9 protein-coding genes and 1 pseudogene are annotated in these 14,964 nt (G+C 63.9%); 5 read left to right on the top strand and 5 right to left on the bottom strand.

The window, feature by feature from the left end; translation table 11 throughout:
- Window positions 1-213 precede the first annotated feature (213 nt).
- Window positions 214-1,587, bottom strand: coding sequence for an ISKra4 family transposase (locus ABNQ38_RS14855; RefSeq protein WP_377807948.1), 1,374 nt, complete (start codon window positions 1,585-1,587; stop codon window positions 214-216).
- A 62-nt stretch (window positions 1,588-1,649) separates the two neighbouring features.
- Between ABNQ38_RS14855 and ABNQ38_RS14850 the strand changes: the two are divergent.
- The 5 genes and pseudogenes from ABNQ38_RS14850 to ABNQ38_RS14830 form a co-directional block, all read left to right on the top strand.
- Window positions 1,650-2,056, top strand: a pseudogene (locus ABNQ38_RS14850) (transposase); the annotation flags it as partial.
- A gap of 178 nt (window positions 2,057-2,234) precedes the next feature.
- Window positions 2,235-4,148 (top strand): ATP-dependent endonuclease, encoded by a 1,914-nt coding sequence (locus ABNQ38_RS14845; RefSeq protein ID WP_377807947.1) that lies wholly within the window; start codon window positions 2,235-2,237, stop codon window positions 4,146-4,148.
- Window positions 4,145-6,064: an ATP-dependent helicase gene (locus ABNQ38_RS14840; RefSeq protein ID WP_377807946.1), complete on the top strand. Its 1,920-nt coding sequence runs from the start codon at window positions 4,145-4,147 to the stop codon at window positions 6,062-6,064. Before ABNQ38_RS14845 ends, ABNQ38_RS14840 begins: the two co-directional genes overlap by 4 nt.
- Window positions 6,065-6,527: 463 nt before the next feature.
- Window positions 6,528-7,160 (top strand): recombinase family protein, encoded by a 633-nt coding sequence (locus tag ABNQ38_RS14835; RefSeq protein WP_377807945.1) that lies wholly within the window; start codon window positions 6,528-6,530, stop codon window positions 7,158-7,160.
- 141 nt (window positions 7,161-7,301) lie between these two features.
- Window positions 7,302-9,218 carry a hypothetical protein gene (locus ABNQ38_RS14830; protein WP_377807944.1) on the top strand — a complete coding sequence of 639 codons (1,917 nt, stop codon included), beginning with the start codon at window positions 7,302-7,304 and terminating at the stop codon, window positions 9,216-9,218.
- A gap of 193 nt (window positions 9,219-9,411) precedes the next feature.
- On the opposite strand, the gene ABNQ38_RS14825 is transcribed toward ABNQ38_RS14830, so the two are convergent.
- From ABNQ38_RS14825 to ABNQ38_RS14810, 4 genes are read right to left on the bottom strand one after another with little or no spacing between them, the layout of a single operon-like run.
- Window positions 9,412-12,699 (bottom strand): DEAD/DEAH box helicase, encoded by a 3,288-nt coding sequence (locus ABNQ38_RS14825; protein WP_377807943.1) that lies wholly within the window; start codon window positions 12,697-12,699, stop codon window positions 9,412-9,414.
- A 34-nt stretch (window positions 12,700-12,733) separates the two neighbouring features.
- A complete protein-coding gene (locus ABNQ38_RS14820) occupies window positions 12,734-13,222 on the bottom strand; it encodes a hypothetical protein (RefSeq protein ID WP_377807942.1) in 489 nt (162 codons plus the stop codon).
- A gap of 3 nt (window positions 13,223-13,225) precedes the next feature.
- Window positions 13,226-13,747, bottom strand: coding sequence for a hypothetical protein (locus tag ABNQ38_RS14815; RefSeq protein WP_377807941.1), 522 nt, complete (start codon window positions 13,745-13,747; stop codon window positions 13,226-13,228).
- Window positions 13,748-13,749: 2 nt separating this feature from the next.
- Complete coding sequence (locus tag ABNQ38_RS14810; protein WP_377807940.1) at window positions 13,750-14,904, bottom strand: hypothetical protein; 1,155 nt, start codon at window positions 14,902-14,904, stop codon at window positions 13,750-13,752.
- Window positions 14,905-14,964 lie beyond the last annotated feature (60 nt).

The raw sequence follows: 14,964 nt of genomic DNA, 5'->3' as shown, positions 1-14,964 counted from the left end.
GGCATCTCCTAGGGTCGGCCGGGGGTTGGGGCCGGCGTCGCGCTGGGATATGGATCGGTTTCAAGCAGGCAAGGGGCTGATCCGAAAATTTTTCGCAAATCGGTCCGGTCTGGCGAGCCGGGCGGGGGTTACAGTTCCTGTCCAAGGCGTGGTGGGCACTGTTCACGGTCTGGATGGTATGCCACCGGGAGACCGTCGCAAACCTGGGAGCCTTCACGCCGCGGGTCGGAAGGGGCGGCCGGCGTATGGCTCGGCGGCGGCGTGATCCGCTGCGAACGTCCCGTTCATCACTGCGATGCGGACCTTCAGCATGCGGTGAGCGCCACGTGGCGACCAGCGCATCTGCTGATTGGCGCCCATGCGCCGGTGCAGGAGTTGCTGGACCGTGCTTTCGGTCGTCGCCGTGGAGATGGGATCGCCCTGGCCTCTGGCGGCAGCATAGTCAATTATCAGGTTGGCCTGTCCGGCAACGTAGGTTTCCAGGGTGCGCAGCAGCGTAGCCACTTTCCGGGCCTGCCGGTCGTCGGCGGCTTTCAACAGGACGTCGAGGTCAGTCAGGGTGTCACCGATCAAGCCCAGCGCCCGCTCGGTCTGGCCATGCCAGAGCCGCCAGCGGACGCGGGATACGGCGTCGGCTATGGTCATCGTCCGCTCCGCGGCGTCCGGCTCTGCCGCTGCCCAGCCCTTGACCGCTTGCGCCACATGCTGGACCCGCATCGACAGATGAAACCAGTCGAGGACGTGGCGCACCGGGCCGGAACTGGCCGCCCCGGCCAGGGACCGGGGGCCTTCCGCGCCGTCGCTGAGAATGGTGACCGGCGTGGTCGCCGTCGCTCCCAGACGGCGCAGGACGTGATAAAGCTGCTTCACTTGGCGGTCAGCCTCAGCCGGCATGCTGCCGAAGACCACCTCCTGCCCCTCATCGTTGGCCGCCCGCGCGATCATCACCTCGAACGAGCGCATCTGGTAGGTCCGCACCGATTTCACGTGCCCCGCGTCGATGGCCAGCGTGATCGTCTGCGCCGGGGCCGGCGATCCCTCGTCCGGCGGAACCAGCGCCGCCCGTTCGAGCCGAGCCCCAACCTGGAGTGTACGCCGGCGGATCGTCTCCACATCCGGAGCCGTATCCAAGGGCAGCAGCTCAGCCAGCAGCGCCCGCGCCCGCCGGTACGGCAGCGCGCTGCCCATCTCGGCCAGGACGCGTTCGTACTCCGGAGTGCAGCGATCGGGCATCATCTCCGCGACCGGGGTCAGGCTGCGCCGGCAGGCCACACCACAGTGGCAGTGGCCGAAGCGGGGCGCGCGCACCTCCACCGTGCCGAACAGAGACACCAATTTGCGGGTGCGGTGGTCCTTGAGCGGGCGCAATGCCCCACAGTGGCTGCACCGGCGACGGCGGCGACAGTGCGCATAGGCCTGCGCGGTGACCAGGACGCGCTGCAGGCCGGACAGGGTTGCCTTTCCCTCAGCCAAGCTCAGCCCGAGCGTCGCCGCCTGGCCCACTTCGGTGCGCTCATCCTCGGAGCTCACGTGCCGCGTCACCGCACCATCCTCGCCCGTCACCTCAACCATGACCCGCCACTTCATCGTGCCCCCGACCGCTACCATCCGGACACGCCGTACCATTCTCCCCCCAGGTTTGCGACGGTCTCAGCGACGAATGGAAGGCCTTCGTCGCCATCGGCAGCGCGTTCGCTGTGCACGATACTGTCCGCCATTCTCAGCGCGAGTATGTTCGCGGCAGCGTGCATGCCAACTCGGCCGAGGGCTTCAACGATCGTGTCCGGAGCATGATCGCCGGCGTCGTCCATCACATCAGCCCCGACCATGCTGGCCTGTATTTTGGCGAGATCGGCTTCCGCTGGGCCCAGCGCACGGTGGCAGGTCAGGCCCAACGCCGCACCCGCAGGGGGCGGACGGTGATCCAAACCCTGTGGTCTCGTGTTCCCCCAGCCCTCCAGCTTCCGGCCGTCTTCCGTTTTGCTGTTGGGCGCCAACTCCGACGGACCAAGGAGGGCAAATCAGCATCCGATCAGCAGTAGCTGTCTTTGGTTGATAATGGCGGCGTTGTTTAGATGACACTTATCGCGCTGCCCTCTCTATGGGGACCTGACCGTCCTTGTCGGGTCGGGTGGTAAGGCCATCCGGGAGAGCCAGAAAGGGTTACCCTTATATCGCTATATGGTGTATGCCTACGCGGACAGTTCCGAGTGCTTTTCTCGTGTGTGCATCGAATGTTGATAAGTCGTCTTAGGATCAGAAACTTCAAATCCATCCGCTCGCTCGACCTTGAGCTTGGTGGAACGACGGTTCTCATCGGACCGAACAACGCCGGTAAAACGGCCATCCTCGAGGCCATCCGAATCGCATTGACGCGCCGCTGGGGCCAGAAGGGAACCGGCTTCACAGAATACGACATCCATCTGCCGGACGAGCTGTGCGATCCGAAGACGTCCGATCCCGTGGTGATCGAAGTAGAATTCGAAGAGCGGGTTTCCGGCGAATGGCCGGTCGACCTTCAGGCTGATCTCGATGACATCGTTCAGACCGATCCGGTCACCGGAAAAGCATCGATCCTGCTTCGCGTCAGCTGCGCCTGGGATGCAACGAGCGGCAGCTACGTTCCCCGCTGGGAGTTCCTGAACGCGGAGCACGTGCCATTGACCGGCCGCGCCGCTCGCGCCACCAATCTCCAGGAGTTCTTCCAGTACCTGCCGGTCTTCTACCTCGACGCGCTCCGCGACGCTTCGGACGAATTCTCCCCGCGCTCGCAGTTCTGGGGACGACTGCTGCGCAGCGTCCAGATCCCGGAAGCCCTCGAGCGGCGCGCGAAGCGCGTCTTCGATCTCCTCAACACCCGGCTACTGGCTGCGCATCCCCGGCTATCCGGCATCGCGACGACCCTGTCGACGATCAGCCGCGTCGCCGCGACAGACGATCCCGGACGCGCGGATTTGCGCATGGTGCCCCTGCGGCCGTTGGATTTGCTCTCCCGCGCCGAGGTCGTCTATCGCTGCCAGACCGATAAGCCGTGGCTGCCCCTTCCGAGGCACGGGCAAGGCGTCCAGAGCCTGTCGGTCATGTTCCTGTTCCGCGCCTTCGTTGACCAGGTGATGGCTGAGCTCTACAAGCCCGACAGCAGTCCGGTGCTCGAACTCGAGGAGCCGGAGACGCACCTGCATCCGCAGGCCGCGCGGACGCTCTGGCGGCATGTCAGCGAACTCCCGGGCCAGAAGCTGGTAACCACGCACTCCCCCTACTTCCTGCAGCACGTGCCGTTTCGCGATCTGCGCATTGTGCGCCTCACTGCGGCGGGCACGGCGGTGTTCTCTCTGCCATCGCATTTTTCCGTGGCGGTGCCGCACGTGCCGGAACTTGTTCCGCTCATCGCGACATCCTGCGGCAGTCTCCGCTACGACGGTTCCCTCGGACAGCTCGTCGTTCAGGGCAAGCTGGAGCAGAAGCCATACCGGGAACTCCTGGTCGCCTACGCGAGGCATGCCGACCGAGCAGAGATCCACAAGGCGCTCAAACGGCTCTACGAAGAGTCGGCGGTCTACATGCCCGACGAGGATCTCGAACAGCTGGAGACGTTCGCGAGACGCATCCGTGGCGAAATCTTCTTCGCGCAGCGCTGGCTTCTGGTGGAAGGGCAGGCCGAGTACTTCATTGCGCACGGCATCGGCGCCGGCCTAGGGTACAACCTTGACGAACACGGCGTGTCGGTAATTGACATCAAGAACAACGGCAACGCATCCTGCTTCGCGGCTCTGGCGCGTGCCCTCGGGATACCCTGGGTCGCCGTCTTCGACGGCGACGATGCCGGGCAGGGATACGTCCGGGAAATCCAAAAGCGGGGCTTTTCAGCCGTCGAAACCGACCGACGCTGCGCCTGCCTCCCCGAAGCCAATCTCGAAGCGCAGCTCATTAAGGACGGGCTCCAGGCGGAGCTCAAGGAGATCCTGGACGAGCTGGGCGTGAAGGAGGCTCTTACTTTGGACGACGAAGCGCTCCTGGTGAAGCTCACCTCCACGAAGTCGGCGTACGCGGCCGCTCTTGGACGGCGCTGCGCGCGGGATCCGGCGTTGACGGCGCGCATGCCCGCGGCGTACCGCGACGCCATCGGCGCTCTGAAGGGGCTGTCATGACCACGCCATCCCTCACCGAGACGCTCGGCAAGCTCACCGCCCATCAGCGCGAGGCCGTCAATTGGCAGGACGGCGCGCTTCTGGTGCTGGCAGGGCCAGGCTCCGGCAAGACCAGGGTTTTGACGTCGCGCATCGCCCGGATCCTGGACGCATCGCGCGAACGGGCCTTTCGCGTGCTCGCGCTCACCTTCACCAACAAGGCGGCGGACGAGATGGCAGGCCGCGTGCTGGAGCTCGTTCCGGGGCTGGAGCAGCGGACGCTCATCGGCACCTTCCACTCGTTCTGCATGCAGCTCCTGCAGCAGCACGGCTCGCACATCGGCATTCGTCCGGATTTCGCAATCTACTCGCTGGAGGAGGACCGCAAGGAACTGCTACGGGAAGGACTCCGCCGCTCACCTGGCCTTGATGACGCGTGCACGCGCTACCTGCCGGCGATCGACAAGCTCAAGGCTCGTCTGATCGCCCCGGACGACTGCGCCCGCCAATTCAAGGACGCTGCCGAAGGCGAGAGGATCGAAGCCACGTACCGTGTCTACGAGGCCGAGCTGGCACGAGCCAACGCGCTCGACTTTGGTTCCCTCATCGAACGGGCCTACGCTCTGGTCTCGACGGCCCCCGGGGTAGCCATGCGCTACCGCCGCACCTACACGCACTGGCTCATCGACGAGTTCCAGGACACCACCGACGGCCAGTACCGACTCATCAAGGCGTTGGCCGGCGACGACTTCCGGAACATCGTCGCCGTCGCGGATGATGATCAGATCATCTACCAGTGGAATGGGGCAAGCTACCGGCAGATCCAGCGGTTCCGGGCCGATTTCAGCCCTCAGCTGATCCAGCTGCCGACGAACTACCGCTGCCCGCCGGCGATCGTCGCCGCTGCGAACCGGCTGGTCACCCACAACGCTCAGCGCACGCCCTCGAAGCTGCCGCTCGAGGCAGGCAAGACGAACCTGCGGTATCCGCCGGAAAGCCACATCCGGCTGCAGCATTTCCCAACGGAGGGCGACGAGGCCGCTGGCGTCGCCGCGGACATCCTGGAACGCGGCCGCGCGCTGTGGGGCGAGACCGTCGTCCTCGCGCGCACCCGCGCCCTGCTTGAAGGCGTACTTGCGGCCCTTCGTGCCGCGGACGTCCCCGCGAGCATTGCCCAGCGACGGGACGACTTCCGATCTCCGCATTTTCAGTGGCTGAGTGCGACCTTGCGCCAAGCCGCCCGCCCGCTGGACCGCCGCGCGTTCGACAGCTTGGTTTCAGCGTTCAACCGGCTGTTCGCTCTCGAAGTGCGGGCGGAATTGGTAGCGTCTGAAGCGGAAGGCTCGTCGCGGGGGTTCCTCGCGGAATGGGCACTGACGATCCCTAGGATTCAGCACCATCCTGCAGCCAACGCTCTCGCGGAAGCCGCACTCGCACTCGCCGCCGACCCGGGAGGGTTCCGTGCCTTCATTGATTGGATTCTGCCGATGTATGCCGCCGCAGAAGAGCCGAGCGGCGGCGTGAGTGACCTCTCGGAGGACCGTGCGGCATGGTCGGACCTCGTCCGCAGCATCGGCCAGACGATCGGGCGCGATGCGCCGCTGGACCGCTTCCTACAGGAACTCGCCATCCGCTCGAAGGAGGCACCGGTCGGAGCAGACACGGTCACGCTGATGACCGTTCATGGCTCCAAGGGCAAGGAATTCGACCACGTTTACGTCATCGGTCTCGCCGAGGACATCATGCCGAGCTTCCAGAGCCGCCGCGCCGGCGACGCCAGCGCGGAGATGGAGGAAGAGCGCCGCAACTGCTTCGTAGCGATCACCCGCGCTCGCGAATGCCTCACCTTGTCGTGGGCAGGGCAATATCGTGGCTGGTCAAAGCCGCCCTCTCGTTTCCTCGAGGAGATGGGACTGGCAACCTATTCCGAGGGCTGATGCTTCTGGACTGCGGAACCGGGACCGACGCAAAGAAAGCGATCTCCAACGCGGGCGGGCTGCGGTACGCCTCAAGGGAGATAGCGCCACCTCAATGTCCCTCGAACGCTAAGAGGCGGTCAGGCTCACGCCTAACTGCCTCAGCATCAATCTGCATCTCCGCCGGGGAGCGGGTGGAGACAGGCTGCGTGCGCCCCTCCTCGTGAGGGGCGGACGCCGCGTCCCCATGCGGTGTCTTCAGTTCTGGATATCGTTTTTCTGGCGACGGTCAAAGAGATGGTATCCACTGCGAGATTCGAACCGACGGCCCCAGGAATCTTACCACTTCCGGGTCCATCCAAGATACGTGTAAAAGTGGACCACAAGGTCGGTGTCCAGAAAAGGTACGGCCCGACGGCCAAAACCGTTGTTTGCTATCATAGACTTACAATGCGACGGTTCGCGTCCGAGAAGGCATGCCTTGTTGGACGGGACCGTCATGCCTCCTGGCCGCCGCACCGCGCTGTACCTGCGCATCTCGACCGCTGATCAGAAGCCGGACCTGCAATACGACGAGTTGCGCGGCTACGCCGAGCGGGCCGGTCTGGTCATCGTCGGCGACTACTGCGATGTCGCCGTGTCCGGCCGTCACGAAGGACGCCCGGAGCTGAACGTGCTGATGGCCGTCGCGCGAAAGCGTGAGTTCGACTGTGTGCTCGTCTGGAAGTTCGACCGTTTCGCCCGCAGCACCCGCCACCTGCTGATGGCGCTGGAGGAGTTCCGGCACCTCGGCGTGCGCTTCATCAACGTCCAGGATCAGATCGACACCGACAGCCCTGCGGGCCGGGCCATGTTCACCATCATCGGGGCCATGGCCGAACTGGAATCCGCGCTGATCAGCGAGCGCGTCACCGCCGGCATGAAGGCTGCCAAAGCCCGAGGCAAACACCTGGGGCATCCGTCGATCCGCCGAGCGGTGGTCGCCGAGATCGAGGCGCTCGCCGCCTCAACCGACCTCAGCATCCGGCAAATCCACGAGAAAATCGGCGGCAAGGCCAGCCGCGGCGTCGGAGAGATCACCAAACGCATCCGCTCGGGACGGCCAACCGCCTTGTGACCACTTTTTACACGTATCTTGGACGGACCCGGACTTCCTCGGAAGGCGCCAAGTGCGGTGCCGCCGGTGAGGCGCTACCAGACCGTGACCAACGCCCCGCAAACCTGCTACGCTCGCTTCACTTTATCGGGGAGACAGCAGGTGTACGAGGCGCTGGACATTCGTCTGGGAAAATCGGTATCGGCTGCCCGTTACGACGCCGAGCAGCGCGTCGCCACCACGGTTTGCCCGGAGTGTGTTGACCAAGTCGCCCACGTCAGCCCGAAGGCTCGCCAAGCGCACTTCCGACACACGACTCCGTTCGATCGGGCGCCCCGGCTGTGCTCCCGTCGCGTCACCGAAGCGCCGGACCATGGAAACTGCACGCGCATTATGACGGCCGTTATGTCCGCCATGGGCCAACCGGCGCGGCTCTCGATTGTCCGGGTCCTCGCGGTCAACCTCGTGCCGGTCATGCGCGAGCTCGGCATTCTTGGACGGGATCCGGAGATGCACCGGCGCGTTCTTGACGACGACCTGCTGGACTTCCTGGCGCCGAACCGCCGCGTCTGGGCCGATCTTCTGTTGGCCGCCGCCCGGAACCGACCGGAGATGACGGACCGTCAGCAGATGCTGCTCCGGCACCTGTGCGAGGCCCGCGTTGACGATGGCAGCGGCGGTCCGTTCGACCAGCTGCTCGCCGCAGGCTGGGCGAGCGCTCGGGAGGACCTCCGTTACCGGCAGCGGTACCACCCCGGCGCCTTTGCCAACCTTGGCGAGGAGGCGCGCTGCCTCGTATCCGTTCTCGAGGGCCAAGCGCTGGGGCGCCCAATCGAGCTCAATCCGCGTCTGGGAGGGATCCTCGGCCTCAAAGAGGAACCGCCCTCACCGGAGGCACTCGCGCGCGTCCTGGTGGCCCAACGGACTGTTGGCGTCATCGCGCAGATCGACATCGACCGGCTGCTGGCCGACCCCGACGGCTACGTCGGCGCCGGGTGGGGCTGGGTCTACCTGATGAGCCGCAGAGCCAAAGTCCGCGTGCCCGGGACGGAGCGCGTCGTGAAGATCGGACGGACCGACCGCTCGGTCGCCGTACGCCGTGAAGAGATCGCGGCTGCTTATCCGGACATGGACTGGCTGGTCCTCGACGGCGCGCTCGTGCAGGCGCCCGCCACCGTTGAAGCGGCCTTGAAGGCAGTATTCGCCGCGCATCGGCCGAGCCACTGGAGCAAGAACGAGTACTTCTCGCTGCCCGACGGAGAGGCCTTGGCCCTGTTCCGGCGCATCGTTGACGGACATGCAGCCCGCCCGCTACCGGAATTGCTGCATGAAGTGCACAGCGCCTCGCCGTTCATCGTCCCTGCCGAGCAGCATGAGCCGAGGAGGCGGAGGGAGAAACCGACGCATGTGGCGCCGCAGAGTGCCCGAAAATCCCTTAAACAGGCTGGGAACCTGCTGCGCAGGCAGCAGCGGCAGATTTTACGCACCTTGATCCGCGAAGCTCTGAGCCGGATGAAGCCCTCCACAGTCCTCGCCTTGGCCGAAGACGCGCTTGCCGCCGAAGCCTTCAAGAGCAATCCGCCTCCACTGCCGCCGGAGTTGGCGACGATTCCGGGGGAGGAGATATCGTTTAAGGAGGTGTTGAGCGAGCTTACGACCACTCCTGTGTACCGGGCCGAGGTGTCCCGCCAGCGTCAGGAGTTGCAGGCTTTGCTGATTCGTGATGTCTGGGAGCGAACCCGCACCGAGAAGGCACTCGTTTACTACATCAGTAAGCTTCGGTACGAGCGCCAGATGCCGTATACCCTGCTGCGGGAGACCAAAAGCGACGACAGAATCCGCAAGCTGCTCGGCGAACTGGGGTGGAAGCTCACCTTCGTCGACGGCAAGTCGGTCGTTGCCTTGGACGGAGGCGAACAGCCGAAGGCCGCGGCGCCGGCGATGATGGTGCCGCAGTGGACCAGGACGCGGATGACCCAGGTGAGAGCCAGCGGCCTGAGCGCCCCCAGCGCGCCGCTGGACGATGCCGAGCAGACCAGGCGCAAGCGGGCGCTTGAGAACTGGCTCAAGAACCGATAGCCCCTGACCGAACCGGCAACGGCGCAGGTGACCGCGGCGCCAGTACCAGCCGGCTCGTCATCTGCACCATTTGGGGGCGCCGCCACCGTTTCCGGCGGCCGCAGCCGAACCGCCTCGAAGGTGGGTATATTTGCGGTTGCCGATGGCTTTGTAAAAATGTTGGACAAAGGGCGCGTGGGATCGCCGGGACATATCAGTTTTCCGCCAACTCGTGAATCCCTTCCCGATGCGCGGGCACCGATGCTGCGGGCGCCAAGAGCACCGCACCGACCGCTTCGTCTATGCTGCGGGCTTCTATTGGTTTTTCGGGCAGCATCGCATCCCGAAGGCGTGCAAAATGGTTGATTTCTCCATTGCGCAATGGAGCGCACAACAGGCGAGCACTTCCAATCAGCAGGAACTCACGCCTAGTCCGTGAAAGCGCGACATTCAACCGGTTCGGATCGTTGAGGAAACGGGTACTGCCACGGGAACGGGTTGTGCAGAAGATGACGAGGTCCGCCTGATTTCCCTGAAAGGAATCGACGGTGTCGATCTCCACCTTCAATCCATGCGGAAGCGCCGGCGTCTTGATCCGTTTCTCCAGTTCCCGCTTTTGTGCACTGTAGCAGGTGATAATCGCAATGGTCGGCCGTTCTGTCATGGAAGTCGCCGCCATCGCGATCACGTCGAGAATCCCGGCGACGATAGCTACTTCGGCCGCATTGACAAGGCTCTGCCCCGACTTGGGCGGCTCGCCATGCCACCCGCCTACCTTCGACGTGTCCAGCCAGACGAGGGGGCGCCGGAATGCAAGCATAGGCTCGTCGCCCTTGAAGGTCGACAGTCCCTCGTCATGGTAGAAGAGATCCTCCACAATCCTCCCAATCATGGGTGGCATGCGGTACTGCATGGCGAGTCGCCCGGTCATGCCCGGTGGCAGTCCAGTAAAAAGACGCTCAAACAGGGTCTCTTGATACATTCTCCGGATGTCTACGGGTCCGATGGCGAGCGGAGCGCCTTCATCGCGGAAGACCGGGTCGATCGTCGGAGGCAGTTGCTTGTGATCTCCGATCATTACCACCTTGCGACCGCGCAGCATGGGAATCAGCAACTCTCCGGGCGTGGCGCGCGCCGCCTCGTCGATGACGACAAGATCGAAAGGCCGCACCAGACTGAGCTGGCGCCGCGTCAGGCCGAGGCAGGTGGCGCCCACAATCTGATGGCGCGTCAGCAGAAGCTCCACAAGGTCGGCGTTCAGCTCTTCCCCACACTCCTCCAACCAGAATTGCATCATCCCCTTCAGGCGGTCGGGGACGTCAACGGCCCGAAGCTCCTCCTGATACTGGCGATGCCTAGCTCCGACATCAATGCCGCTCTCCGTGACTTGGCCCGACATCTTCTCCGGGTTGCCGATGCGGACCAGGGCCTCCGCGCCGCGCTTGATGGCAAGACGCGTCAGCACCTCATCCACCGCGACGTTGGCCTGGGAAGCGACCAGAATCCGGTCGGCTGGGAAACGGGCAAGATGCTGATCGATGAGTTCGACGATCAGGGTCGTTTTCCCCGTACCGGGAGGCCCCTGGATGCAGAACAGGTTTCTTTCCCTCAGCGCCGCTTCGAGCAGCGCGCGGGGCCGGCCATCGGTGAATTCCCGGGAGACCGCGGTCAAGTCCCACAGGATGTCGGAAGACGGCTCGACGCGCTCCGGGGCGAGGACGGCGTCCAGCACCGTCAAATTGCTCGCCTCACCTCGCCGCGCCAGATCGAGCGCCTTCATCTGCTGTATGTCCGTGTGCGGATGGCTGCGCGCCACGAACAGGGCTTCGGCCGGCTCGTCCTCCGCAAGGACGAGGTTGGCCACAGCCGGCCGCACCTTCAGCAACTTTTCCGCCGTGATCTTCGCGTTGGTGCCGACGACAACGTTTCCGAGCAGAAGCATGAACTCGGGCGCACGCCGCGCCGTGCCGCCTTCCTGGCATTTATTGATGTAACGCTCGACCTTCTCCCAGGCATCGATCCGATACTCGACGGCGCGCGGTCGTTGCGAGGCGATCTCGAGCAGGCGGACGCCCACCCCGGTATCGGCCTTGGCCTTGGCATCCACCAGAATTCGGGCGACGTCTAACCAACGCTTGAGATAGACCCGGCCGACCTCGCTGGCGATGAGCCGTTCCTGCCGCACAAATTCATTGTGGATGAACAGCGCGAATTCCTGGCATTGCTCGCTCGTCTCCACGGACTCGGGCGGGGAAGCGGTCTCGAACCAGCCTTCATCGATCTGAAGCAGCGAAACGGGCAGGACGCAATAGATGCTCTGCTCCGGTATGATCTCGGCGGAGGGGACGAGGCTTTCGACGCGGATGACATGATGCCCGTCATGCTGATCCAGGCACGCCCGAATGGCGACGTCGCGGTTGCGCAGGACGAAACGGCCGTTCAGCGGCGCATCAGGGGCGGCCGGTTCGATGATCCAGGGATCCGAGGAGTCCGCCACCGGCCGGCAATGCTCGGCGAAGGCTTCACTCATGTCGTCGTGGACCAGAAGCGGAACGCTGTCGAAGCAATTCTCGTCCATGGCGGACGCGCGGTGTTGGGTGACCGTCAGGAAATAGGGGATCGGCTGGAAGCGTATGGCGGAAAGATCGAACTTCCATTCGAGCGGGTACACCAGCAGTTCCGTTCCGACCACGAGTGCGCTCCGCTCCTGCTCGTTCCAGGGCAGAAAGCCCCGGACGCCGTAGACGTCGAGCCAAGCCCCCTTCTCCTCCACTCGGCGAACCGTGGCGAAGGTCCCGCTTCCCGGCGTCGCCAGAACTTCTTCCCTGAGGAGCGCCTTCGACGCGGAGACGGAAAACATCTTCCGCCTTTGATCGTACGGCCCCACGAAAACGGGGGTTCCATCCGCGACGCACTCTTCACCCTCGACCAAAAGCGCGGGACGCATCGGACGGAAGGGGTTGTCCTCCCCGTCTCCCCCTTCCGTGAACGGGATCACACGTCCCGTCGATGGCCAATCCTCGGGGAAACGCAGCAGCCCCTCGTCGAACTGGGAATGGCTCTCAATCAGCTGGTCATCCTTCAGGTCCCTCGCCGCCGCTCGCAGCTTCACGGAAAGCCGATCAAAATACAGTTGTTCGTGATCCGCTTGTTGAAGCTTCTCCTCCATGGTGCGCAGCAGCAGGGTGAGAGCCCGGCGCCTGTTGGGGGTGAACGCATCGCCTTTGAGGGCCGACTTCAACGCCTTGACATGACCGCTGAGCGCCGCACACACCTCCATCCGCCGCGTCGCGATGCAATTGGCTTCGGCCGCCAGATCACGGACATACGCCCGTATCCGATCGCCCCTTTCGGCAGTCTGTCCAGCCATCGCCGCTTCATGCTCGCGCCTGAGCTCCTTGCGCCGCTTCACCTCCTCCTCGGATTTCTGATCCATCAGATAGGCAAAAGCGGTGGCGCCCAGGGATACCAGGGCCAGACCGGCGACGATTAGAGGGATCATGGGGCGCTTCCGTGCTCAGGGTGATGCGACGTGGTCAGCGCCGGCACTGCTCCAGAAGATTTCTCTGAAGCGTTGTGATGGTATCAAGAATGCGCATCAGCGTTTCGACCCTGGAATGATCGAGCGAGGCGATATTCGACAGCATTGGGCTGACTCCTTCCCGCAATCCGGCCAGTTGCGCAAGGATCTCGTTGACGATCTTTTCATCCTGTCCCAGGCGGATTATTTCACGGTCATGCTCACTCTTTGTCTTTTGGAGTTCGGCTTCGATGCGCTGCAACTCGTTCCGGGCGTGAATATCGGCCTGTTTCGTTCGTTCCCTCTCAGCCAGATAGCTGGAGGCCTCGCGCATGAAGGCCGTGGCCTCCTGCGCCAGGGCAACAACGTCACCGATCGACAACCCCATCGGCAAACGCGGCCCCGAAGAGGGGGGGATCACCTCGCCATCCTTGGCGGATTGTTCCGGCGGCCGTACCTTGCTGCTTCCCGAATCGGAACCCGATTTCTTCCTCATCATCGCCATGTCTCAAACCTCCTCTGATGTATCCGGCCTGAACGACATCTGATCCACCACCGCAAGATAGCGCCGCATGAACACCTCGTATCGCCGCACCAGGCTTACGAGCGCAGGATCGCCCTCGGCTTGGCGTTGCAGCGGGGACATTTGAATTTCCAGGACTTCGGCCGCCTCTTTCAGGAGGCGGAACAGTTCCGTCATGGCCTGACCGATCTTCGCGGCCTGCTCCAGCCTTTTCCTGGATGCGGCAATCTTGCCGGCTTCCGCCGCCGCCTGCGCCGCGCATCGCGCGCGCGCCACCTTCAGGCGGCCCTCCAACTGCCGGGTCCGTTCGCGTTCGGCCGAAAAACGGAAATAAGCCTGCCCGGCGTCGAGGACGGCCAGCGCGGCGTCCACGGCTAGGAGCGCCGGATTCACCGCGCCGGCGGCCGCCTTCAGTCCCTGGGAGCGCATCAGCGAAGCGACCCTGCCGGTCACCCGAAGCGCCTTATAGGCTCGCATGACCCGCGCCGTGGTTCGTTCCTGCGTCATGGTCACACCTTCTGATCGCGCGCATCGAGCGCGTCGTCGGCTTGGGTTTGGAAGAGGAATGACCATCCCCCCTCCCTGCGCGCTTGGATGCTCGCGCATTCGGCCATTCCGGCCTCGTCAGCGGCTCGCCTCAATGTCACAGGTTCGGGATCGATCACCCAGCGCACGTCCCGGCAATCCCGGCCGCGATCCGGCAGAAGATGGCCCAAAAGGCCGGACAGCAACCCTTCGCACAGCGACGCTTCGGAATGCCGTTCCGGCAGAAGGAAGGCGCCGTCAGTACTGGAATCCACCACCGCCGGACCGACGACATAGGAAGCGACATCGGTTTCTTTGTGAAGGACGCCCGTCACCTGATCGAAGAGATAGCTTACGGGAGGGAGTGCCCGACGCTCCCGCCCTGCCGCGGAAACGCGGACACGGAGAGCAGGACCTTGGATGGAATCCCCTCCGCTCCAGGGGACGGCGTGCCGTTCCGTCCCCTGGCGCCAGATCCGAGGATCGATCGCCGTGTGGGGATGGGGAAGCATCACCATGCCGAAAGGCAAGGGAAGCCGTGCGTTCAAGGTCCCGGAACCGGGAATCAATGACACTTCGACCGGCCCATCCTCGCGGTCACTCATCATCTCGGCCAGTCCGGGGGAAACCTCCGCCATCATCCTGGCCAGAATCTCGATCCGGGTCTGGGTAAGATCGCTTCTTTGCCGCGAGGAAAGTCTGATGGGAGCCACCTGGACCGGTTCGCCCGCGAATGCGTCCGATGGGGCGAACCACCGCAGCGCACGGGCAAGGGGATCAAAAATCATCCGATGTCCGGCCTTGCGGAATGCACGCACTTGGTTGAAGTCATTCCAGAGGCGCCTTCCCTGCTCCCCGGTCAGAGACAAACCGTCGGTGGCGGGGCATAGAGAGACGACATTCTGTTGGGCGAGTTTCTCAATCTCGAACCGAACGATTCTCTCTTCGATTATCCCCACCGTGCAGACATCAGCAATGCGATGGCCGCTGTCGGCGGAAAAGAGGACCAATCTGGTTAGAAGAGGAAGATTGTCCGCCTCTGGAGCTCTCAGGAGGGGATCAACAATCGCTAATGGACGCCGGGTTACGGCGATGATTGCGGGGTCTTCGTGCTCGTTCCACTGTGCGGATCCTAACATTCAGCAACTCGCAGCAACCAAAATTTCTCTCAAGGGAAAAAATTCATGCGTCCAAGGGTT

The organism is Azospirillum sp. A29, from assembly GCF_042604625.1.
GTDB classification, from domain to species: Bacteria; Pseudomonadota; Alphaproteobacteria; order Azospirillales; family Azospirillaceae; genus Azospirillum; species Azospirillum palustre.
This window is presented reverse-complemented; position numbering and strand designations above follow the sequence as displayed.

Coding starts and splice junctions, on each gene's coding strand:
- ABNQ38_RS14855 (WP_377807948.1), bottom strand. CDS start 1,587: ATGAAGTGGCGGGTCATGGTTGAGGTGACGGGCGAGGATGGTGCGGTG.
- ABNQ38_RS14845 (WP_377807947.1), top strand. CDS start 2,235: ATGTTGATAAGTCGTCTTAGGATCAGAAACTTCAAATCCATCCGCTCG.
- ABNQ38_RS14840 (WP_377807946.1), top strand. CDS start 4,145: ATGACCACGCCATCCCTCACCGAGACGCTCGGCAAGCTCACCGCCCAT.
- ABNQ38_RS14825 (WP_377807943.1), bottom strand. CDS start 12,699: ATGATCCCTCTAATCGTCGCCGGTCTGGCCCTGGTATCCCTGGGCGCC.
- ABNQ38_RS14820 (WP_377807942.1), bottom strand. CDS start 13,222: ATGGCGATGATGAGGAAGAAATCGGGTTCCGATTCGGGAAGCAGCAAG.
- ABNQ38_RS14815 (WP_377807941.1), bottom strand. CDS start 13,747: ATGACGCAGGAACGAACCACGGCGCGGGTCATGCGAGCCTATAAGGCG.
- ABNQ38_RS14810 (WP_377807940.1), bottom strand. CDS start 14,904: ATGTTAGGATCCGCACAGTGGAACGAGCACGAAGACCCCGCAATCATC.